Source organism: Sphingobium sp. (assembly GCF_003248505.1).
In the GTDB taxonomy this organism is placed as follows: domain Bacteria; phylum Pseudomonadota; class Alphaproteobacteria; order Sphingomonadales; family Sphingomonadaceae; genus Sphingobium.
Genome location: NZ_QFOA01000034.1, coordinates 1 through 20,239, shown reverse-complemented (window position 1 = coordinate 20,239; position 20,239 = coordinate 1). Strand labels below are relative to the sequence as shown.

At 66.2% G+C, this 20,239-nt stretch carries 22 protein-coding genes and 1 pseudogene; 8 read left to right on the top strand and 15 right to left on the bottom strand.

All coding sequences use genetic code 11. The annotated features are described in order from the left end of the window. Positions 1-12: 12 nt before the first annotated feature. Entirely contained in the window at positions 13-300 is a 288-nt protein-coding gene (locus DI606_RS11785) for a 4a-hydroxytetrahydrobiopterin dehydratase (RefSeq protein ID WP_293983110.1), read from the top strand. A 4-nt stretch (positions 301-304) separates the two neighbouring features. Here the strand turns inward: DI606_RS11785 and DI606_RS11780 are convergent, their stop codons facing one another. The 3 genes from DI606_RS11780 to DI606_RS11770 are packed head-to-tail and all read right to left on the bottom strand — an operon-like array spanning position 305 to position 3,867. Continuing rightward, positions 305-796 carry a hypothetical protein gene (locus DI606_RS11780; protein ID WP_293983107.1) on the bottom strand — a complete coding sequence of 164 codons (492 nt, stop codon included), beginning with the start codon at positions 794-796 and terminating at the stop codon, positions 305-307. Then, positions 793-3,126: a patatin-like protein gene (locus tag DI606_RS11775; protein ID WP_293983105.1), complete on the bottom strand. Its 2,334-nt coding sequence runs from the start codon at positions 3,124-3,126 to the stop codon at positions 793-795. The genes DI606_RS11780 and DI606_RS11775 overlap by 4 nt, the downstream gene beginning before the upstream one ends. A 42-nt stretch (positions 3,127-3,168) precedes the next feature. Further along, on the bottom strand, positions 3,169-3,867 hold the full coding sequence (locus tag DI606_RS11770) for an endonuclease/exonuclease/phosphatase family protein (protein ID WP_293983102.1): 699 nt from the start codon (positions 3,865-3,867) through the stop codon (positions 3,169-3,171). A gap of 88 nt (positions 3,868-3,955) precedes the next feature. Between DI606_RS11770 and radA the strand changes: the two genes are divergently transcribed. Both radA and DI606_RS11760 read left to right on the top strand, forming a co-directional pair. Further along, complete coding sequence (radA, locus tag DI606_RS11765; protein WP_293983158.1) at positions 3,956-5,323, top strand: DNA repair protein RadA; 1,368 nt, start codon at positions 3,956-3,958, stop codon at positions 5,321-5,323. Between the two features lie 11 nt (positions 5,324-5,334). Continuing rightward, a complete protein-coding gene (locus DI606_RS11760; protein ID WP_293983099.1) occupies positions 5,335-5,853 on the top strand; it encodes a CvpA family protein in 519 nt (172 codons plus the stop codon). Between the two features lie 168 nt (positions 5,854-6,021). Here the strand turns inward: DI606_RS11760 and DI606_RS11755 are convergent, their stop codons facing one another. The 4 genes from DI606_RS11755 to DI606_RS11740 are packed head-to-tail and all read right to left on the bottom strand — an operon-like array spanning position 6,022 to position 9,816. Then, on the bottom strand, positions 6,022-6,936 hold the full coding sequence (locus DI606_RS11755; RefSeq protein WP_293983096.1) for an NAD(P)-dependent oxidoreductase: 915 nt from the start codon (positions 6,934-6,936) through the stop codon (positions 6,022-6,024). 4 nt (positions 6,937-6,940) lie between these two features. Then, positions 6,941-8,086 carry a glutamate 5-kinase gene (proB, locus tag DI606_RS11750; RefSeq protein WP_293983093.1) on the bottom strand — a complete coding sequence of 382 codons (1,146 nt, stop codon included), beginning with the start codon at positions 8,084-8,086 and terminating at the stop codon, positions 6,941-6,943. Then, positions 8,071-9,168: a GTPase ObgE gene (gene obgE, locus DI606_RS11745; RefSeq protein WP_293983090.1), complete on the bottom strand. Its 1,098-nt coding sequence runs from the start codon at positions 9,166-9,168 to the stop codon at positions 8,071-8,073. The genes proB and obgE overlap by 16 nt, the downstream gene beginning before the upstream one ends. Before the next feature lie 30 nt (positions 9,169-9,198). After that, complete coding sequence (locus tag DI606_RS11740; protein ID WP_293983087.1) at positions 9,199-9,816, bottom strand: TetR/AcrR family transcriptional regulator; 618 nt, start codon at positions 9,814-9,816, stop codon at positions 9,199-9,201. Positions 9,817-9,871: 55 nt separating this feature from the next. Between DI606_RS11740 and DI606_RS11735 the strand changes: the two genes are divergently transcribed. Then, positions 9,872-10,723, top strand: coding sequence for a metal-dependent hydrolase (locus tag DI606_RS11735; protein WP_293983083.1), 852 nt, complete (start codon positions 9,872-9,874; stop codon positions 10,721-10,723). 33 nt (positions 10,724-10,756) lie between these two features. Beyond that, positions 10,757-11,287: a GNAT family N-acetyltransferase gene (locus DI606_RS11730; protein WP_293983080.1), complete on the top strand. Its 531-nt coding sequence runs from the start codon at positions 10,757-10,759 to the stop codon at positions 11,285-11,287. Positions 11,288-11,303: 16 nt separating this feature from the next. Here the strand turns inward: DI606_RS11730 and DI606_RS11725 are convergent, their stop codons facing one another. From DI606_RS11725 to rplU, 3 genes are all read right to left on the bottom strand, one after another. After that, entirely contained in the window at positions 11,304-11,876 is a 573-nt protein-coding gene (locus DI606_RS11725) for a GNAT family N-acetyltransferase (protein ID WP_293983077.1), read from the bottom strand. 273 nt (positions 11,877-12,149) lie between these two features. Beyond that, complete coding sequence (gene rpmA / locus DI606_RS11720) at positions 12,150-12,419, bottom strand: 50S ribosomal protein L27 (RefSeq protein ID WP_066701429.1); 270 nt, start codon at positions 12,417-12,419, stop codon at positions 12,150-12,152. A gap of 36 nt (positions 12,420-12,455) precedes the next feature. Further along, positions 12,456-12,755, bottom strand: a complete 300-nt coding sequence (gene rplU, locus DI606_RS11715; RefSeq protein ID WP_293983072.1) for a 50S ribosomal protein L21 — start codon at positions 12,753-12,755, stop codon at positions 12,456-12,458. Between the two features lie 187 nt (positions 12,756-12,942). Between rplU and DI606_RS11710 the strand changes: the two genes are divergently transcribed. The 3 genes from DI606_RS11710 (at position 12,943) to ybaL (ending at position 15,224) form a co-directional block, all read left to right on the top strand. After that, entirely contained in the window at positions 12,943-13,335 is a 393-nt protein-coding gene (locus tag DI606_RS11710; protein ID WP_293983155.1) for a hypothetical protein, read from the top strand. A 57-nt stretch (positions 13,336-13,392) separates the two neighbouring features. Next, the gene (locus DI606_RS11705; RefSeq protein WP_293983069.1) at positions 13,393-13,527 is read left to right on the top strand and encodes a hypothetical protein; all 135 of its coding nucleotides are present in this window, start codon (positions 13,393-13,395) and stop codon (positions 13,525-13,527) included. Positions 13,528-13,592: 65 nt separating this feature from the next. After that, positions 13,593-15,224, top strand: a complete 1,632-nt coding sequence (ybaL, locus tag DI606_RS11700) for a YbaL family putative K(+) efflux transporter (RefSeq protein ID WP_293983067.1) — start codon at positions 13,593-13,595, stop codon at positions 15,222-15,224. Here the strand turns inward: ybaL and DI606_RS11695 are convergent. From DI606_RS11695 to DI606_RS11675, 5 genes and pseudogenes are all read right to left on the bottom strand, one after another. Continuing rightward, a complete protein-coding gene (locus DI606_RS11695) occupies positions 15,221-16,759 on the bottom strand; it encodes a cryptochrome/photolyase family protein (protein ID WP_293983065.1) in 1,539 nt (512 codons plus the stop codon). The two genes, ybaL and DI606_RS11695, sit on opposite strands and share 4 nt — an antisense overlap. Before the next feature lie 54 nt (positions 16,760-16,813). Continuing rightward, positions 16,814-18,544 (bottom strand): DEAD/DEAH box helicase, encoded by a 1,731-nt coding sequence (locus DI606_RS11690; RefSeq protein WP_293983062.1) that lies wholly within the window; start codon positions 18,542-18,544, stop codon positions 16,814-16,816. Positions 18,545-18,832: 288 nt separating this feature from the next. Continuing rightward, positions 18,833-19,531: a 50S ribosomal protein L1 gene (gene rplA, locus DI606_RS11685; RefSeq protein ID WP_293983060.1), complete on the bottom strand. Its 699-nt coding sequence runs from the start codon at positions 19,529-19,531 to the stop codon at positions 18,833-18,835. A 4-nt stretch (positions 19,532-19,535) separates the two neighbouring features. After that, positions 19,536-19,967 (bottom strand): 50S ribosomal protein L11, encoded by a 432-nt coding sequence (gene rplK / locus DI606_RS11680; RefSeq protein WP_293983057.1) that lies wholly within the window; start codon positions 19,965-19,967, stop codon positions 19,536-19,538. Between the two features lie 121 nt (positions 19,968-20,088). After that, positions 20,089-20,239: pseudogene (locus DI606_RS11675) on the bottom strand (transcription termination/antitermination protein NusG); the annotation flags it as partial.

Sequence of the window (20,239 nt, the reverse complement as noted above, 5' to 3'; positions counted from 1 at the left end):
GGATAGGGTCGAATGATCGAGAAGTTGAGTGACGAGGCACGGGCGCTGGCGCTGGCGGACCTGCCGCAATGGACGGCGGTGTCGGACCCGGACGGCATGACGCGCCGCTTCACCTTCGTCGATTTCGCCGCCGCCTTCGGCTTCATGACACGCGTGGCCATCATGGCGGAAAAGGCGGACCATCATCCCGAATGGTCGAACGTCTATAATCGCGTGGACATCGTGCTCACCACCCATGACGCGGGCGGACTGTCGCAGCGGGACGTGGACTTGGCGAAGGCGATCGACGCCATCGCTTGATGCGTCAGTAGGTCGCCGGTGCCTCGATCCGGTCCTCGTAGCTCCTGAGCGCCGCCGTCACCGCCGGGTCGGCGGCATAGCGTCGCCGCAACATGGCGAGTCTGGCGTCGGTGCCGGTGCACAGTTCGGCGACATTTTCCGCAATATAGGCGCGGCGTTCGGCGTCATGGGGCTGCTCGCCCCGGAAATGATCGCATCCGTCGCGGTCCACCATGAATGTGGTGACTTCGCGCGGGAAGGGTTCGACCGACCCGTCGTCGTCCGATGGCGGCAAGTCGAGCGGATTGCGTGGCGCGGGCTGGGCGCGCACCGTCACTTTGGGCGCGGGGCGGCGCTGCGGAGCGGGTTGGGGCAGCACCTGGGATGACGCTTGAGCCACCGCGACGGGGGGCCGTGGGGATGCGCCGTTGGCTTGCGCAGCGGGTTCGGACGCGTCGCTACAGCCGACCGTCGCCAGCATCAGCATCACCGGAACCAGCACCTTACGCCCGCTCACCCGATTTCCTCCCGCAAGCTGGCGATGAGGTCGCCCACATGGGACAACCGCGACTCTTCCTCGTCCAGGATCGCCAGAAACGCGGCTCGCCTATAGTCGGCCAGTTGCCCGGCGGAAAGACGGGTTGCCACAGGTGTCGCACTATTCACGATGTCCAGCAGCCGTTCGACGCCGTGAAGGCGGCCCCACAGATAGTCGTTTTCGCGATAGGCCCTGCTAAAGAACGCACCGAAATTATTGAATTCTATGCCTTTCAACGTCGCACTCGCGCCGCCTGTTCGAATGGCGGAGCAATCCTCCGGCGAAATCCGGTCGACCTTGACCGGATCATATTCGTCGAGAGTGTCACCCTGGTGCAACGGTAGCGTGGCGATATCGGTGAAGGGGAAGCCGAGATAGGCGAGCAGCATCGTGCGCCGCCCGGCCTTGGGCAGCGCGGCGAAGGCGTCGGCCAGCAGCCGGTCGGCCTCATCGTCCCGCGTCTTCAGCCCGCGTGCTTTTTCGACGGCATCCAGTGCCGCGCCCGCGTCCGTCGGCACGGCCTTCGCCGCCGCCACGACCGCCTCGCCGTGGAAATCGGCATCCTCGCATTCGGCGTAGAGAGCCAGCGCGCCATAGATGGCGTCATGCATTCCCTGCACCGCCGGATCGTCAGTCTCCGTATCCAGCTCCAGCGTTTCGGCCAGCCGCCGGGCCAAATGGCGCAGGCGGCGGATGCGGAAGGCAAGATCGTGGGCGCGAAAGAAATCCACCGGGCCGCTCGCCGATCCATTGTCCTCGCCCAGTTGATCGGCACCGCGCGCACGGACCAGCGACCACACCGCCCGCCGATAGACTTCGCGCATCATCGCGCTGTCCTCGCCGGACAGCCGAAACAGAAGGTCGCTCAGCGATTCGACGATGCCCGACAATTTGAGATGACCATAGGCCGGATAGGCAAAGCCCGCCGCGCTGGCCGCCCGCTGCTGTGCCTTGGCCCGCCAGTGGGACAGACGCGCGGGGGTGGGCCGGTCGAGGAAAAGCATCCGTCCGACCGCCCCCTCGACCTCGGCATCGATGCCCGGACGCAGGGCGTCGAGGATGCGGCGCATCCTTCGGATCCGCGCCGAATGGCCATCGATCGCCTCCAGATTGTCGCGGATGGGCTGCTCGCGCGGAATGTCTGAGAGCGCGCCGAAGATGGTGCGAAAAAATCCGGGGAGCGGCGCGGCGTCGCCCTGTGGCGCATCCTCCTGCTCGCCCTCGCGGTTGAGGCGGATCGAGCGGTGGCCGGGCTTGGGATCGATATAGACGAAGCGGCGGTCCACTTCCCGCCGCGAGGGCCGATTGCGCAGCGCGCCGATGGCCTGGGCAAAAGGCGCGTTGGCCAGAACCGAACCGTCGATCAGCACCGCGTCCTCCGCCGTGCCGCGCGCCGCGTGGCGTGGCAGGGCACGGGCCAGAAAGGCGTCGCGTGTGGCCCAGTTGCGATGGCGGCGCTTGAGCACCCGGTCCATCTCCCGCACGGTGAAGGGCGGGAAGGCCCCCGGAAAACTCGCCGTCGCGCGCGCGGCGAAGGACAGTTCGACGGGATCGGCAAAGGCGCGCGCATGGCGCCCCCGCGCGCGGAAGCCGATGGACAGACGATGCTCGGTTTCAATGACTTGCGGCGGGCTGTTGAGGTTCAGGCTTTGCGGATGCCCCTCGAAATCGGTGACCGTCACGAACAGGTCGAGCGGATGGCCTTCGGGCAGCAGCGTGGGGCCCGGTTCGCTCGCAGCCATGGCGTCGAATGCGTCGATCAGCATATCGGTGAACACGTCCCCGCCAAAGGGCGGCTCGAACCAGCGCGACCGGATGAAGCGGGACAGCTTCATCCGCACTTCCTCGCGTGTGTCGGGCGCGACCGTCCGTTCGACCGCGTCGCCGGGTCGCCGCGCCGCCATCCACACCAGCGGCGTCGCCCAGAATTTGGTGAGCGCACGCGCGGGCCGCGCATCGGGATCGAGCAGCCGGTCGACATCGGCATTGTCCAGCCACAGGTCGGTCAACGGCTCCAGCGACTGCCCCGTTTCGATTGCCTGCGCCAGGAATATGCCGTTGATGCCGCCCGCGCTCGCGCCGGCGATGATGTCGGGCATGATGCGCAGTCGGATGCCGCTCGCCTGCTCGATCGCCTCCAGTATGCGGCGATAGACCGCTTCGCTGCCGGTGCCGGGCGGCGCGTGGTCGTGGAACGCCCGGCTCGCCCGTGCCAGCCGCCACACCTCCTTGGTGATGCCATGCATGTAAACCGCCAGGCTGATCCCGCCGTAGCAGACCAGCGCCAGCCGCAATTCCCTCTCCTTCATGGGTGGAACGTCGCAGAGGGCACGCGACTTGTCGAGCGTTCGTTACCCAAGCGAAAGGTCCGCCCAGATCGGCAGATGGTCGGATGCTTTGCGCGCCGCCGCGCTTTCGTGGACCCCGCAGCCCTTGAGCGTCACCCGCTCGCAATGCATGATGCGGTCGAGCCGCGCGACGGGGCGGCGCGCATGAAAGCTGCGCCCGCACGGCGCAAAGCTGTAATGGCGCGCAAAATCGGCGAGGCAGCCGCGATCCGCGCTCCACTCGTTCAGGTCGCCCATCAGCACCGTGGGCATCGCCTCCCGCTGGCTGGCGGCGTGAATGACGGCGGCGGCCTGCTTGCGCCGCCACAGTCCCGACAGGTCGAGATGCATGCCGAACACGCGCAACGCCGCGCCCTTTACCGCTACTTCCGCCATGGTGGCGCCACGTGGTTCCAGATACGGCAGGTGCAGCACGTCGTGCGCACCGATCTCCGCATCCTTGCGGACCAGCAATGCATTGCCGTGCCAGCCCATCGAATCGACCTGAACGTTGAGCGGGACAGGCTTGTAGTTGCTGATTTTTTCGAGCAGTTGCGGAGGAATGGCAGCGGACCGGACGCCGAAACGGCGGTCCGCTTCCTGAAGCGCGACGATGTCGGCGTCGACTTCGTTCAGCACCTCGATCACCCGTTCGGGGACGCGTCGCCGGTCCGTTCCTATGGCCTTGCGGATATTATAGCTCGCGACGCGGATCATTTTCATGTCCGATCAATGCGTCAGCCACCCCGATGTTTCCAGAGTGCGAAGCGATGTTCTTGCAATGTTCGCGCAGGATCGGCATAGCGGAGCCATGGCAAAGGCAAAGCGCAAGTTCGTCTGTCAGCAATGCGGCACCGTCACCAACCGGTGGCAGGGCCAGTGCGACGATTGCGGCGAATGGAACAGCATCGTCGAGGAGGTCGCCGAAACCGTATTCTCCGCACGCCACGACCTTCAAGGGGGCGGGCGCGCGATCGCTCTGGTGGGGCTAGACAGCCAGGTCGAACTGCCGCCGCGCACCTCCACCGGCATCGCCGAGTTCGACCGCGCGCTGGGCGGCGGGATCGTCAGCGGCTCCGCGACTCTCATCGGTGGCGATCCGGGCATCGGCAAATCGACCCTGCTGCTTCAGGCGGCGGCGCGAATCGCCGCGCGCGGGCTGTCCGTCGCCTATATCAGCGGGGAGGAAGCCGCCGATCAGGTTCGCCTGCGCGCGCAGCGCCTCGGCCTTGGCAACGCGCCGGTGCAACTTGCCAGTGCCACCTCCGTCCGCGACATTCTGACGACGCTGGGGGAGGGCGCGCCGCCCGCCCTGTTGGTGATCGATTCGATCCAGACGATGCACAGCGACCTCATCGAAGGTGCGCCGGGGACCGTCAGCCAGGTGCGCGCCTCCGCGCAGGAATTAATCAAATTCGCCAAGCAGCGCGGCACGGCGCTCATCATGGTCGGCCATGTGACCAAGGACGGCAGCATCGCGGGCCCCCGTGTGCTGGAACATATGGTCGACACGGTGCTGGCGTTCGAAGGAGAGCGCAGCCACCAATACCGCATCCTGCGCGCGATCAAGAACCGGTTCGGCGGCACCGATGAAATCGGCGTATTCGCCATGGTGGCCGAAGGGCTGGAGGAAGTTGCCAACCCTTCCGCCCTGTTCCTCACCCATCGTGACGAAACGGTGACCGGGGCGACCGTCTTCCCGGCGCTGGAGGGGACGCGGCCCGTGCTCGTCGAAATCCAGGCGCTGGTCGTGCGGCTGTCCAGCGGCGCGACGCCCCGCCGCGCGGTGGTGGGCTGGGACAGCGGGCGGCTCGCGATGGTGCTGGCGGTGCTGGAGGCGCGCTGCGGGCTCAGCTTTTCGACCGCCGAAGTCTATCTGAACGTTGCGGGCGGCTATCGCCTCAACGATCCCGCCGCCGATCTTGCCGTTGCCGCAGCGCTCATCTCCGCTCTGTCGGAACGCCCTGTGCCTGCCGATATCGTGCTGTTCGGCGAAGTCGCGCTGTCGAGCGAGATCCGCCCTGTCGCCCATGCGCCGCTGCGGTTGCGCGAAGCGGCCAAGCTGGGCTTCAACCGGGCCTTCATCCCCGCTTCGGCGGTCGACGGGGTGCGGGGTATCGGGGTCAGCGGATTTCGCACCCTTGCCCAACTGGTTGACCAGATGCTGGGTAGGGGATAGCGACGCGGGCGATGAACGCCATCGACATCCTCGTCCTCGTCGCCATCGGCGGTTGCGCGATACTCGGCCTGATGCGCGGGTTCGTGCTCGAAACCCTTTCGCTCATCGCCTGGGTGCTGGCCATCTTTGCGATCCGCCTCTTCCATTCGTCCGCCGCTGAACTGCTGACCCCGTTCGTCGGATCGACCAGCGGGGCGGCGGTGCTGGCGCTGGTCCTCGTCTTCGGCGTCACCTTCGGCATCGGCAAGCTCATCGCCCACGCCATCGGTCGCCGCACGCGCCAGTCGGTGCTGGGGCCGGTCGATCGCGTGCTGGGCGCTGGCTTCGGCGCGGTGAAGGGCCTGATCGGCGCGACGCTGGTGTTCCTGGCCTTCAGCCTCGTCTACGACACTTTCTACGGCAGCGCGGCGCGCCGGCCCGACTGGCTGAGCGACGCGCGCACCTACCCACTGCTCAACGCCAGCGGCCAGGCGATCAGCGAATTCCTGGCCGAGCAGCGCGCGAAAAAGCCTGCGCCGACCGAAAACTGAGGGCTCGCCCGAGGCGACGAACGTCCCGTGCCGCTGCGTAAGGGGCATTTCTCAAACCGCTTCCGGAAGGCATGCCGCCGCACCGAAAGCATGGTCGCCGCGAAGCGCAGCCGGGCGATCCGGCTCATCGCTCGGGCGACGCGACGGCAAAAGTCCCGCCCTTCCTCGTTACAGCCAACCCTTGTCCCGATAGGCCGCAGCCGTCGCCTTAAGGCCCTCAGCGGTCGGCACCTGCGGCACCCACAAATGCTTGGGCGGCTGCTGGCGCTGACCAACCACCCAGTCGGGATGGCAGAAATAACTGACCCGGTCGGGCGTCAGCTTCGCATGCCTGCCGCGCACCATCCGGTCCGCCCGTGCGGCGGCGGACAGCAGCCATTGCGGCGTCGCCACCGCCTTGACCTCACGCCCCACGGCTCGCCCGATCGCGGTGCCGAAATCCTTATGGTCCCATCCGCCCGCCACGCCGTCGTCCACCTCATAGGTGCGCGTCAGGCTCGCTTCGGTCTCCCGCGCCAAAGCCAGCAGCAGGCGGGCCAGATCGCCGACATGGATGACCGACAGCCGCCCGCCCGGTGGCAGCATCATGATCCCCCGCCTGGCCATGCGGAACAGCTCCAGCATTTCGCGGTCGTTGGGACCGTAGATGGCGGGGGGGCGCACGATGCTCCAGTCCAGCCCGCTCGCTTTCACATATTTTTCGGCCAGGTCCTTGGACCAGCCATAATCGGACAGTCCGGGCTCCCGCGCCGCGAGCGAGGATATGTGCACCAGCCGCCGAATGCCCCGTCGCCGCATGGCGTCGATCACGGCGACGGTGCCGCGTGCATTCCCCGCCTCGAAACCTTCGCGGTCGGGCGCGTTGACGACGCCCGCGACGTGGATCACGGCATCGGCGTCGCGCACCAGCGTGTCGAGCGCGGCGGCATCCTCCAGCGATCCCGGCACCCATTTGAGCCGCGCGCGCGGCGGCTGCGCCTTGCGGGTCAGAGCACTGACGCGCAGCCCTTCGGCAAGTGCCTGTTCCAACAGTTCGGTCCCGACGAAACCCGTCGCGCCTGTCATCGCAATGCGGAAACCCATGGGGTCAGACCATCGCCATATGGTCGCGATGGACGAGGACCGACCGGGGCATTTCGCCCAGCAGCGCGGCGATTTCCTCGCTGCGGCGGCCCGCGATCTTGGCGGCCGCCGCACTGTCATATTCGATCAGGCCACGGGCGATCACTCGCCCGTCCAACGCCACGATGTCGACCACGTCGCCGCGTTCGAACAGGCCGTCGACGCGCGCCACTCCGGCGGGCAGCAGGCTGTTGCCGCGCCCCAGCGCGGCTTCGGCGCCAGCATCCACCACCACGCGCCCCAGCGTCGTCAGCCGCCCGGCAAGCCACCCTTTGCGCGCGCCCTTGCCCCGCGCCGCAAGGAAGATCGATCCCCTGCCGCCCTCGGCCCAGTGCGACAGCGGCGCGTCGACCTTGCCCGACAGGATCGCCAGATGCGCGCCAGCGCCGGTGGCGATCTTGGCTGCCTGAATCTTGGACACCATGCCGCCCGATCCCATGCCCGACGCCGATCCCCCGTCCGCCATGGCCATGATGGATTCGTCTATGGTCTCTATCGTCTCGATCAGCATCGCGCTCGCATCGGCGTGCGGATTGGCGGTGTAAAGCCCGTCGACGTCCGAAAGCAGCGCAACCGCGTCGGCCCGTGCTGCCTGTCCGATACGCGCCGCCAGCCTGTCATTGTCGCCGAACCGGATTTCCGCCGTCGCCACGCTGTCATTCTCGTTCACGACCGGCACGACGCCCAGCGCCAGCAGCCGTTCCAGCGTCGCCGACGCATTGAGGTAGCGTCGCCGGTTCTCCAGATCGTCCAGCGTCACCAGCATCTGCGCGGCGGTAAGGCCGCGCTCATGCAGCAGGCTCGCCCAGCATTGCGACAGCGCGATCTGTCCCGTGGCCGCCGCTGCCTGCGCATCCTCCAGGCTGCCGCGCCCGCCCTTGGGCAGCTTCAGCCGCCGTGCGCCCAATGCAATCGCGCCCGACGACACGATGATGACCTGCTGCCCCGACGCGCGCCGCAGCGCCACATCGCCCACCAACGTGCGCAGCCAGTCCGTGCGCACCTGTCCGTCTGCATCGACCAGCAGGGCCGACCCGATCTTGATGACGATCCGGCGGACGAGGGCAGGGGGAAATCCGTGAAGGTTGCCCGCCGTCAGATCGGCGACCATGTCGCTTCGCCCCCGTCGTCTTCTGCTTCTTCCTCGTCCTCGTCGCCCCGGTCGAGCAACGGCAGCACCGCGTCCAGCAGCGCGCCCACGCCCTCGCCGGTCGCGCCGGAGATGATGAACAGTTTTTCGACCCCTGCCTCTTCGCGCAGCTGGGCGGCGATGTCCTCCATCAACTCCTGCCCCAGCAGGTCGCCCTTGTTCAGCACGACAAGCTGCGGCTTATCTTCCAGCCCGCCGCCATAGGCCGCCAGTTCGTCGGTCACGATCCGGAACTGTTCGACCGGATCGTCGCCGGTCGCGTCGATAAGGTGCAGAAGAACGCGGCACCGCTCGATATGGCCCAGGAAACGGTCGCCGATCCCCGCGCCGTCCGCCGCGCCTTCGATCAGGCCGGGGATGTCGGCCAGCACGAACTCGCGGTCGCGGTGCAGCACGACGCCCAATTGCGGCTTGGTTGTGGTAAAGGCATAGGCGCCCACCTTCGCCTTGGTGTTCGTGACCTGGTTGATGAATGTGGACTTGCCCGCATTGGGCATTCCCACCAGGCCCACGTCGGCGAGCAGCTTGAGGCGCAGCCACACCCACATTTCCTGCCCCGGCCACCCGGTGCCGTGCTGGCGCGGAGCGCGGTTGGTGCTGGTCTTGTACGACAGGTTGCCGCGCCCCCCGTCACCGCCGCGCAGCAGCACCAGCCGCTGGCCCACTTCCGTAAAGTCGGCGAGCAGGTCCTGCTCATATTCCATCGTACCGTCTTCGGCGTCCTCCGTCCCGTCTATGGGGGTGGGGTCGGACAGGATCTGCGTTCCCACGGGCACCTTGATGACAAGGTCCTCGCCGCCTGCGCCATAGCGATTCTTGCCCATGCCGGGCTGCCCACGCTGCGCCTTGAAATGCTGGGTGTAGCGAAAATCGATCAGCGTGTTGAGACCGGCCACCGCTTCGAAGATGATGTCGCCGCCCTTGCCGCCGTTGCCGCCGTCCGGGCCGCCATATTCGACGTACTTCTCACGCCGGAAGCTGACCGCGCCGGGGCCGCCCCAGCCGGATTTGATGTAGATTTTCGCTTGATCGAGGAAATGCATGGGCGGCCCATAACGCCATATGGCCCAAAGTTAAACCTTGGCCTTCTCCGCATAGGTCGCCGCTTCCACCAGCAGCGCCGAAGTCAGGCTGCGTGTCGCGATTTCCCGCGCCTTTTCGCGCGGCAGGCCGATGGCGGAGGCCATGGGGCCGCCCAGCTGCGAATCGCCCAGCGCCAACAGCACCAGCATCAGCGTATTTTCGCGGATGATGTCGCCCATGTCGGGACTGAGCGCGCTGGCCGCCAGCTTGTTCACCAGGCGGTGGATCGCGTCCACCACCGGGTCCAGCGCGTCTTCGTTCCCCGACGATAGCATCCAGCTTGCCAGCGCCCCCGCGCCCTGCGCGTCGAACGCGTCGAACGTCATGTCGACGATGGTGCGCGGGCTGACCTTGCCACGGCGCGCGGCGTCCACAGCGTCCCCGATGCTGGCGGTGATGACGTCGGCCAGATGTGCGGCCAGCGCTTTTTGCAACCCCGCTGCCGATCCGAAATGGTGGAGCAGGTTCGCGTGCGTGCGCCCGATCCGCGCTGCCACGGCCTTGAGCGTCACCGCCTGCGGCCCCGCCTCGATCAGCAGCGCGCGCGCCGCCTCCACAGCGGCGAGCCGACTTTCATCCGGGCTGAGGCGTGCGCGTTTTATTGACATGAGTGTCAGTAACTCTTATTTACAACAATGTCAGTAAGCGAAGGAGGAAAGTCCCGTGACACCCGCCGACCTCACCATAACCCCGCGCGACCGACGCTTCGGACGGGCGCGCAAGGCGCGGCGACATTGGCTGAACGGCGACCCTATCGCCACGGCTTTCTTCAACGCCTTGTCGATCACCTTTCCGCGCGGCGAAGCCTTCTTCATCGATTCGGTGCGCGCGTTCCGCGACGGCGCGCCTGAACGGCTGGGGAGGGAGATCGCTGCCTTCATCCGGCAGGAGGTCATTCACAGCCGCGAACATCTCGCCTTCAACCGACAGGTGACGGATCAAGGATACGACGTCGCCCTTCTCGACGCGGATGTGACCATGGTGCTCGACCTCGCCACCAGCCGCCCGCCGATCGTCCGGCTTGCCGCCACCATGGCGCTGGAGCATTTCACCGCCATCCTGGCGCACGAACTGCTGCGCGACCCACGCTATCTCGACGGCGCAGACCCGGACCTTGCCGGGCTCTGGCGCTGGCATGCCATTGAGGAGATCGAGCATAAGGGCGTGGCCTATGACACATGGCGCCATGCCACCCGCGACTGGCGACCCCTCAAGCGCTGGTGGATGCAGTCGTCGATGATGGTGATCGTCACGCGCCATTTTCTTCATCACCGCGCGCGGGGAATGATGGAGTTGTTGCGACAGGACGGAATCACCGGAGTGCGTGCGTGGGGCGGGCTGCTGCGCTACGCGCTGGTGCGGCCCGGCCTCTTGCGTCGGGTGGTTATTCCCTGGCTCGGCTATTTCCGGCCCGGCTTTCACCCGTGGCAGGTCGACGACCGCGCGCTCATCGCGCTTGCCGATTCGCCCTATGCCGATGCGCGCGAGAAGGGCGCTCTTCCCGCAACGGCTTGACCCGACGAGGGCGGAGGGCTCTTATCCCTTCCCATGTCGAACGCCCCTGTCCTGGACACGCCGCGCCTGATTTTGCGCCCCCATCGCGTGGAGGACTATGCCGCCTGCCGCCGCCTTTGGGCCGACGCGGATGTCGTGCGGTTCATCGGCGGCACTCCGCAGGATGCGCAGGCGGTCTGGTTCCGTCTGCTGCGCTATGCAGGGATGTGGGCGCTGCTGGGCTACGGCATGTGGGCGATCGAGGATCGGGAGAGCGGCGCGTTCCTGGGCGAAGCGGGGTTGCTCAGCGCCGAACGCGGTCTGCCTGAACTGGCGGGCGTGCCCGAGGCGGGTTGGGTAATGGGACCTCAGGCCTGGGGCAGGGGCATCGCGACCGAAGCGATGTCCGCCGTGCTGGAGTGGGCGGACGTCCATGCCCATGCACCCTCAATCCGCTGCATTGTCGAGCCGGACAATATTCCTTCGATCAGGGTCGCCGAAAAGCTCGGCTTCTCGGCCCTTGTCGACACGCTCTATGGAGGCAAGCCCACACGGGTGTTCGACCGCCCCCGCACTCTGGACTAAGCGGGGGCGGAAGGGTTCAGGCCGCTACCAGCATGGCGTCGCCATAGACTTCCATGGCCGGATCGTCGTTCATCTGGTCGCCTTCGCCCTCCTCGAAGACGAGGCACTCGACCATCGTGCCCCGGCCCAGGCTGAAACGCTGCTCCACCTCGCCACTGGGGGCGAAGCCCAGCTTGCGCAGCACTTTGCCCGATGCGGGATTGTCGATGAAGTGGCACGCCCGGATGCCGGTCACGCCGGTCGCTCGCGCCATGCCCAGCACCGCGCGACCGGCTTCCGTCGCGAAGCCCAGGCCCCAATAGGCCCGCGCAATCCAGTAACCCAGTTCGGGACGACCGTCCTTGTCCAGATGGACGCTGCATCCGCCCACCAGCCGTGGCGCGCCACGGGTGCGGGTAAAGGCCAGCAGGCACGGCAGGCGGCTGTCGTGCGGCAGCGACAGGAACCGCTGCGCGTCTGCCATCGTGTACGGGCTGGGCACACGAGTGACGTTTCGCGCGATGGCGGGATCGTCGATGGCTTGGACCAGCGCCGGGGCGTCTTCCATCCAGCCGGGACGCAGCAACAGGCGCGGGGTGCGGGCGAACATTCTCGTCTCTCCTCTTGGCTGCGCCGTTAACCGCACTTCATGACGGCTTGACGACGCTGCCTCTGGCAGTCGGCTTTGCCGGCACGACGCGCGAAAAGCCGCTTTGTTCCAAAGGCTTGAGGGATTTTAGAGGGGGATGTTTCGCCCAACGCGAACAGGGGCGCCCCTCATGGGAGGAGCGCCCCTTGTTCCCTCGGACACCGGCCCCGGACCAGCTATCCGAATGCCGTGAGGATCGCCCCTTGCGAAGGACGACCCGTCATCAGTCGTCCGTTATTCGGCGGCTTCGGCTACCGCGTCGACCGACACATATTTGCGGCCGAGCTTGCCGGTGTGAAACACCACCTTGCCCTCGTCGAGCGCGAAGAGGGTATGGTCCTTGCCCATGCCCACATTGCGGCCCGGATATACGCGGGTACCGCGCTGGCGGATGATGATGTTGCCGCCGATCACGTCCTGACCGCCGAACTTCTTCACGCCAAGGCGCTTCGACTCCGAATCGCGACCGTTACGCGACGAACCGCCAGCTTTCTTATGTGCCATGACCTAAACTCCTTGATTCTTTTGCGCGGCGGCGGCTCAGGCGCCGATCGACACGATCTTGAGGATCGTGTGGTTCTGGCGGTGGCCGTTCTTGCGGCGATAATTGTGGCGACGGCGCTTCTTGAAGACGATGACCTTCTCGCCCTTCGCCTGCGCGACGATTTCGGCAGCGACGGTCAGCTTCGACACGTCCTTGAGGTCGCCATTCTCACCGGCCAGCAGGACATCGCCCAGCGTGACCTTGTCGCCGGCTTCGCCAGCCAGCTTTTCAACGACGATCTTGTCTCCGGCGGCTACGCGATACTGCTTGCCGCCCGTGCGCACGATAGCGAACATGGCTTGTCTCTTCTCGTTCAAATCTGCTTTACGCAGATCATCGAGGAGCAAATCCTCTCGACCCGCGCGGGAATGTGGCCCGTTAGTGGAATGATACGGACCTGTCAACCGATGCGGCGGGGTTTTGCGGGCTGGTTTTGTCGGGACCGGCCTCTTATCTGCCTAAACAGGCGATATGGGAGTGACGATGCAGCATAGCGATGCAGACCGGCGGAAGGAAAGCGGGGCAGGCCACCGCACCGCGATTTTCGTTGCGCTCTGGATGCTGATCGCCGTCACTTTGCTGTCCGCTCTCGCCCCGCTCGGGCCGCCATTGAGCCGGACGCGCGGTTCCGCTTTCAATCCCGCGACCAGCGACGTGGCGCTCAGGACGCGCCCTCAGTCGCGCGCCGTCGCGATGGCGGATCGTTTGCCGGACAGGAAAGTTGCGCCCCCCGCCGCCATCCTCCTGCTCCCCGCGCTCGTTTTCGCCGGTCGCGCGGCTGCGCCGATGATTGCCCGCATATGCCGCGCACCTGTCCACATCGCTGTCGCACGGATGCGCGTCGGCCGATCCCGCGCCCCGCCGCCTGCCGCCTGACGATTCGGGAACCGCTCGCCTACCGGCGGGCTTCCGTCGGTTCAAAGGAGGGACACGATGCCCCTTGACGATGATCCGTTGGACGAACGCCCCCGGCGTCGTCCGCCCTGGTGGTTCATGCCCGCAGTCATGACCGGCCTCGCCGCCGCAGCCGCTATCCTGTCCATGACCCTGACGAGCGTCGTGGAGTGAATTGAACATGGGCCGGGCGCGCAGCGATGCGCGTCCGGTCGATCCGAAGAGAAACAGATTTCACCATGCCCCATCATACTCCCCTCATTGGAACGATCGTCGCGGGCCTCGTCGTCGCCTTCGTCATGGGGTCCATCGCCCATCGGCTGAAGCTGTCGCCGCTGGTCGGCTATCTCATCGCCGGCATTCTCGTCGGCCCTTTCACCCCCGGCTTCGTCGCCGACGCAGGGCTTGCCAACGAATTGGCTGAAATCGGCGTCATCCTGCTGATGTTCGGGGTGGGGCTGCATTTCTCTTTCAAGGACTTGCTGTCGGTTCGCAAGATCGCGGTTCCAGGGGCCCTGGTCCAGATCGCTGTGGCGACGTTGATGGGCATGGGGCTGGCTCACCTCATGGGCTGGCCGATGATGGGCGGCCTCGTCTTCGGCCTCGCGCTCTCGGTCGCGAGCACGGTGGTGCTGCTGCGCGCCTTGCAGGGAGCGGACCTTGTCGACACGCGGAGGGGACGGATCGCCGTGGGCTGGCTCATCGTCGAGGATCTGGTGATGGTCCTTGCGCTCGTCCTGCTGCCCGCGCTCGCCGCCGTCATGAACAATGCGGACGGGGCAGGGGCATCCGCCCTGCTCGCGCCGCTGATCGCGACGTTGCTCAAGGTCGCCGGGTTCGTGGCGGTGATGATGGTGGTGGGCCGCCGCATCATCCCCTGGGCGCTGCACTGGGTCGTCCACACCGGATCGCGCGAGCTGTTCCGTCTTGCGGTCCTCGCCATCGCGCTCGGTGTAGCGTTCGGGGCGGCCTATGTGTTCGACGTGTCGTTCGCGCTCGGCGCTTTTTTCGCAGGCATGATCCTTGGCGAAACTCCGCTCAGTCGCCGCGCGACGGAAGAAACGCTGCCGCTGCGCGATGCGTTCGCCGTGCTCTTCTTCGTGTCGGTCGGGATGCTCTTCAACCCGTCCATCGTGGTGGAGCATCCGCTGCCGCTGCTCGCCACCGTCCTCATCATCGTCATCGGCAAGTCGATCGCGGCCTGGGGCATCGTGCGCGCGTTCGGCCATCCCAATGTCACGGCGCTCACCATCGCCGCCAGCCTGGCGCAGATCGGCGAATTCTCCTTCATCCTGGCGTCGCTGGGCACCGGCCTTGGCGTCCTGCCCGCCGATGCGCGCGATTTGATCCTGGCGGGCGCGATGGTGTCGATTTTCCTCAACCCCATTCTCTTCTCGATGATCGTGCGCGATCACCGCAAGGATGAGGACGAGCCCTCCGCCGCCGATCGGCAGGTGGCGCAGAATATGGGCCACACGATCCTTGTGGGCTACGGTCGCGTCGGCAAGCTCATCGCCGCCCGCCTCGCCGAAAAGGGCGTCCACTTCGTCGTCATGGAGGATGACAAGGAAAAGGCGGAAGAAGCGGGTGAAGCGGGCCATGTCGTGGTGCGCGGCAACGCGATGGAGGACCGGCATCTGCGCGCGGCCAACATCGGCGAAGCGCGCAACATGCTGATCGCCGTGCCCGAAGGGTTCGAGGGCGGGGCGATCCACGAACATGCCCGGCATCTTAACCCCACGCTCACCGTCATCGCCCGCGCCCACAGCGACGCGGAGGTGGCGCATCTGGAATCGCTCGGCGTCCCCTACATCGTCATGGGCGAGCGCGAACTGGCGGCGCGGATGCTGACGCTCTGCGGCGCGATCTAACGCAGGGCGTCGAGGAACCGGGCTGCCTGCTCCCGCGTGGCGACCCGGTCTTCCTCCTTCATCCGATCCCAGTTGCGATAGGGCATCGCCATACGCGGGTTGCGCGCCAGCGTCCGGGCGTTGCGGGCGATGAAGTCCCAATAGAGCGCATTGAACGGGCATGCGTCCTCGCCCACCCGCTTCTTCACGTCATAACGGCACCCTCGGCAATAATCCGACATCCGGTTGATATAAGCGCCGCCCGCCGCATAGGGTTTGGACCCCAGCAGGCCGCCGTCGGCGAACTGGCTCATGCCCACGACATTGGGCATTTCGACCCACTCATAGGCATCGGCATAGACTTCCAGATACCACACATGGACCTGATGCGGATCGATTCCGGCGATCAGGGCGAAATTGCCGGTGATCATCAGTCGCTGGATATGATGGGCGTAGGCATGGTCGATGGTCTGTCCGATCGCCTCCGCCATGCAATGCATGTCGGTTTCGCCCGTCCAGTAAAAGCCCGGCAGGTCGCGTTTCGCACCCAGCGCATTGCGCGCGCCGTAATCGGGCCCTTCGTGCCAATAGACCCCGCGTACGAATTCGCGCCAGCCGATGATCTGCCGGATGAAGCCTTCCGCGCAGTTGAGCGGCACCTTGCCCGCGCGATAGCGCTCCTCCACCGCGCGACACAGCGCCAGCGGGTCGAGCAGCCCGGCGTTGATGTAAGGCGACAGGATGGAATGCCACAGGAACGGCTCACCGGTCAGCATCGCGTCCTGATAATCGCCGAAGCGCGGCAGCGCCTCATCGAGGAAGCGCTTCTGCTGACGCAGCGCTTCCTCCCGCGTCACGGCAAAGTGGAAGAGGTCGAGGCGGCCGATATGATCGGCAAAACGCTCCGCGACCATGTCGATCACCGCCTTCGTCACGGCATCGGGGCGAAAACGGATCGGCTGCGGCATCAACAGGTCGCGGCCCGGCGCGGGCTTGCGATTTTCCGCGTCGTAGTTCCACTGTCCGCCCTCCGGCTGCCCATTCGCGTCCAGCAGCAGTCCGGTCCTGCGCCGCATGTCGCGATAGAAAAACTCCATGCGCATCTGCTTGCGGGCCGCCGCCCAGCTGTCGAATTCGGCATGGGAGCACAGGAAACGGTCGTCCTCATGGATGGTCACGGGACAATCGAAGCGGTCGGTCCAACTGTCCAGCATCGCGCGCACGCGCCATTCGCCCGCCTCGGTGACGTGAATGGCACGGGGCCGATGCCGCTCCACGGCCCGCGCCACCTCGCCGGTGAAGGAGCCGCTGTTGGCGCGATCGTCCAGCACCACATAATCGACCGTCCACCCGTCCTTGCGCAGCGCCTCGGCATGATGGCGCATGGCCGACAGGATGAAGGCGATCTTGGCCTTGTGATGCTTCACATAGGTCGTCTCGTCGGCGACCTCCATCATCAGGACGACCGCACCGTCCCTGTCCACCGCGCGCAGCGATGCAAGATCGTGGCTTAGCTGGTCGCCCAGCACCGGAACGAGAAAAGGGCCATCGCTCATCCCATCGGAATGAACGAGCGGCCCTTTCGCTCCTAGCCTGTCTGAAAGGTCAGATCAGCGGCCGCGGGGCGGCCCCTTGCGCCCGCCGCCGCCCTTGAAGGGGCGGGGGGCATAGCCACCGGGGCGCGGGCCGCGATCGTTGGGCCGCCCGCCCTGGCGCCGGTTTTCGCGCGCCTGCTCGCGCGGCGCGCCGTCCACGGCTTCGAACGCCACGTCCGCGCCCTCGTCGCTCGCCTGGCCCGTGCGCTTGACCGCCGCGATGAAGCGGCTGGCGATCGCCTTGGGGATTTCGAACATCGTCTCGCTCGCGGTGATGCGGATCGCTCCGATATCCTGTCGCGACACATGGCCCCGGCGGCAGATCAACGGCAGGATCCAGCGCGGATCGGCATTCTGGTTGCGACCGATGTCCATGCGGAACCATTGCGTGTCCTCGAACCCCGGACGCGGTCCTTCGCTGCGCACGGGCGCTTCGCTGCGGTCCAGCAATTCCTCTGGCGCGGGCAGCGCGGCGCGGGCGCTGCGCACCAGCATCGCCGCGATTTCCTTGGGGCTCTTGTCCGCCAGCAGTTCCGCACCCAGCGCCCAGTCCGCCTCGTCCAGCTCCGCCCGTTCCATCAGGGAGGCGCGCAGGCGGGCATTATCCTGTTCGAGGATCGCTTCCTTGCTGGGCGGGGTGCCCCATTCGACCGGGATCTTCGCGCCGCGCAGCATCGATTCCACGCGGCGGCGACGGGGGTAGGGGACGATCAGCACCGCCGTCCCCTTCTTGCCCGCACGCCCGGTGCGGCCCGACCGGTGCTGCATGGTTTCGGCGTCGCGGGGCAGTTCGACATGGACGACGAGGCTGAGCGAGGGCAGGTCGATGCCGCGTGCCGCCACGTCGGTCGCCACGCACACCCGCGCCCGCTTGTCGCGCAGCGCCTGAAGCGCCTGGTTGCGCTCGTTCTGGCTATGCTCGCCCGACAGCGCGACGACGGCGAAGCCGCGCTCGGTCAGGCTGGCGTGCAGGTGCCGTACATTGTCGCGGGTCGCGCAGAACAGCATCGCCGTTTCCGCTTCGTGATAACGCAGCAGGTTCACCACCGCATTTTCGATGTCGGACGGCGCGACCGTCACCGCCTGATAGCTGATGTCGCCATGGCCGCGCTCCTCGCTCATCGTGGAGATACGCAGCGCATCCTTCTGATAACGCTTGGCGAGCGCTACGATGGGCTTGGGCATCGTTGCGGAGAAGAGCAGCGTGCGACGACCGTCGGGCGCGCTGTCGAGAATGCCTTCCAGATCCTCGCGGAAGCCCATGTCGAGCATCTCGTCCGCTTCGTCGAGCACGACGGTGCGGATCGCCGACAGGTCGAGCGCGCCGCGCTCCAGATGGTCGCGCAGGCGTCCCGGCGTGCCGACGACGATGTGCGTGCCGTGGTTCAGGTTGCGGCGTTCCTTGGCGGCGTCCATGCCGCCCACGCAGGTGGCGATCCGGGCGCGCGCCGCCCCGTAGAGCCATTCCAGCTCGCGGCTGACCTGCAATGCCAGCTCGCGCGTCGGCGCGATCACCAGCGCCAGCGGCTGGCGCGGCGGGGGCAGGCTGTCGCTGCTGCCCAGCAGTTCGGTCGCCATGGCAAGGCCGAAGGCGACGGTCTTGCCCGATCCGGTCTGTGCCGACACCAGCAGGTCGCGTCCGTGCGCTTCTTCCTGCGTGACTTCGGACTGGACGGGGGTCAGCGCCTCATACCCCTTGGCGGTCAGTGCCTGGGACAGGAGGGAGGGGAGATTATCAAAAGCCATGTTCTTGTATTCCATCGGTAAAAGCGACCCGCCATTCCCGACGGATACGTAAAGACCGTTCATGCTTTTCGCCGTTGGCGAAAGCCCGGAGGGAGGTCACTCCTCCGGTTCCAAATCCTCCCGTGAAGGGAGGGGGACTGGCTTGTGCCAGTGAGGGGTGTCCCCCTTCTTGCGAGCCGGTGGCTCGACACCGTTTCCGGAACGGAAACGGCGGTAAAGAGAAAAATAAGAAGGCCGCCTTCCCCCGCAAGGAGGGAAAGCGGCCCCTTCGACTTTTATGTCAGCGGGTCAGACCGAAGCGACTTCCGCCACGTCGACCTTCACGCCCGGACCCATCGAAGACGACAGGGCGATCTTGCGGACATATTTGCCCTTCGAACCCGACGGCTTCGCCTTGACGATAGCGTCGACGAATGCATCGAAATTCTTGCGCAGGTCTTCCGGTGCGAAGCTGGTCTTGCCCAGGCCCGCGTGGATGATGCCGGCTTTTTCGACGCGGAATTCGATCTGGCCGCCCTTGGCAGCCTTGACCGCTTCGGCGACGTTCGGGGTGACGGTGCCCAGCTTCGGGTTCGGCATCAGGCCCTTGGGGCCCAGCACCTTACCCAGACGACCGACCAGACCCATCATGTCGGGAGTGGCGATCACGCGCTGGAAGTCGATGTTGCCGGCCTGGATCGAATCGAGCAGGTCTTCGGCACCCACGATGTCGGCGCCTGCGGCCTTGGCCGCTTCGGCCTTGTCGCCGCGGGCGAACACGGCAACGCGCACGTCCTTGCCGGTGCCTGCGGGCAGGGTCACGACGCCACGGACCATCTGGTCGGCATGGCGGGGGTCGACGCCCAGGTTGATCGCGATCTCGACGCTTTCGTCGAACTTGGCGGTCGCGTGGGTCTTGACGAGACCCAGGGCCTCATCGACGCCGTGCAGCTTCTCGCGGTCGATCGCGGTCGCCAGGGCCTTCGCCTTCTTGGTCAGCTTTGCCATGGTCTTAACCCTCCACCACTTCGAGGCCCATCGCGCGAGCGGAGCCTTCGATGATCTTCGTCGCCGCGTCGATGTCGTTGGCATTGAGGTCGGGCATCTTGGTCTGCGCGATCTCGGCCAACTGCGAGCGGCTGATCTTGCCGCCCGAAACCTTGCCGGGTTCCTTCGAACCGGACTTGAGGTTCGCAGCCTTCTTGATGAGGTAGGTGGCAGGCGGCATCTTCGTCACGAAGGTGAACGAACGGTCCGCATAGACGGTGATGATGGTCGGCAGCGGGGTGCCCTTTTCCATCTTTTCCGTCGACGCGTTGAACGCCTTGCAGAATTCCATGATGTTGACGCCGCGCTGACCCAAAGCAGGGCCGATCGGCGGCGAGGGGTTGGCGGCTCCAGCGGGCACCTGGAGCTTGATATAGCCCGTAATCTTCTTGGCCATTGTCACTCACTCTGTTGCTGGACACGCCGGGTAAGGGCGCGTCCGGTTCAAGTTTAGCGGTCCATGCGGAGGCCTTAGGGCCTCCTCCCGCCTGTGTTCCGGGCCGTTCAGCCCGAAATCCTCATTTCGACAGTTCGACCTGCTCGAAATCCAGTTCGACCGGGGTGGCGCGACCGAAGATCGACACCGACACCTTGACCCGGTTCTTTTCGAAATCCAGTTCCTCGACCACGCCGTTGAAGCTGGCGAACGGGCCGTCCAGCACCTTGACG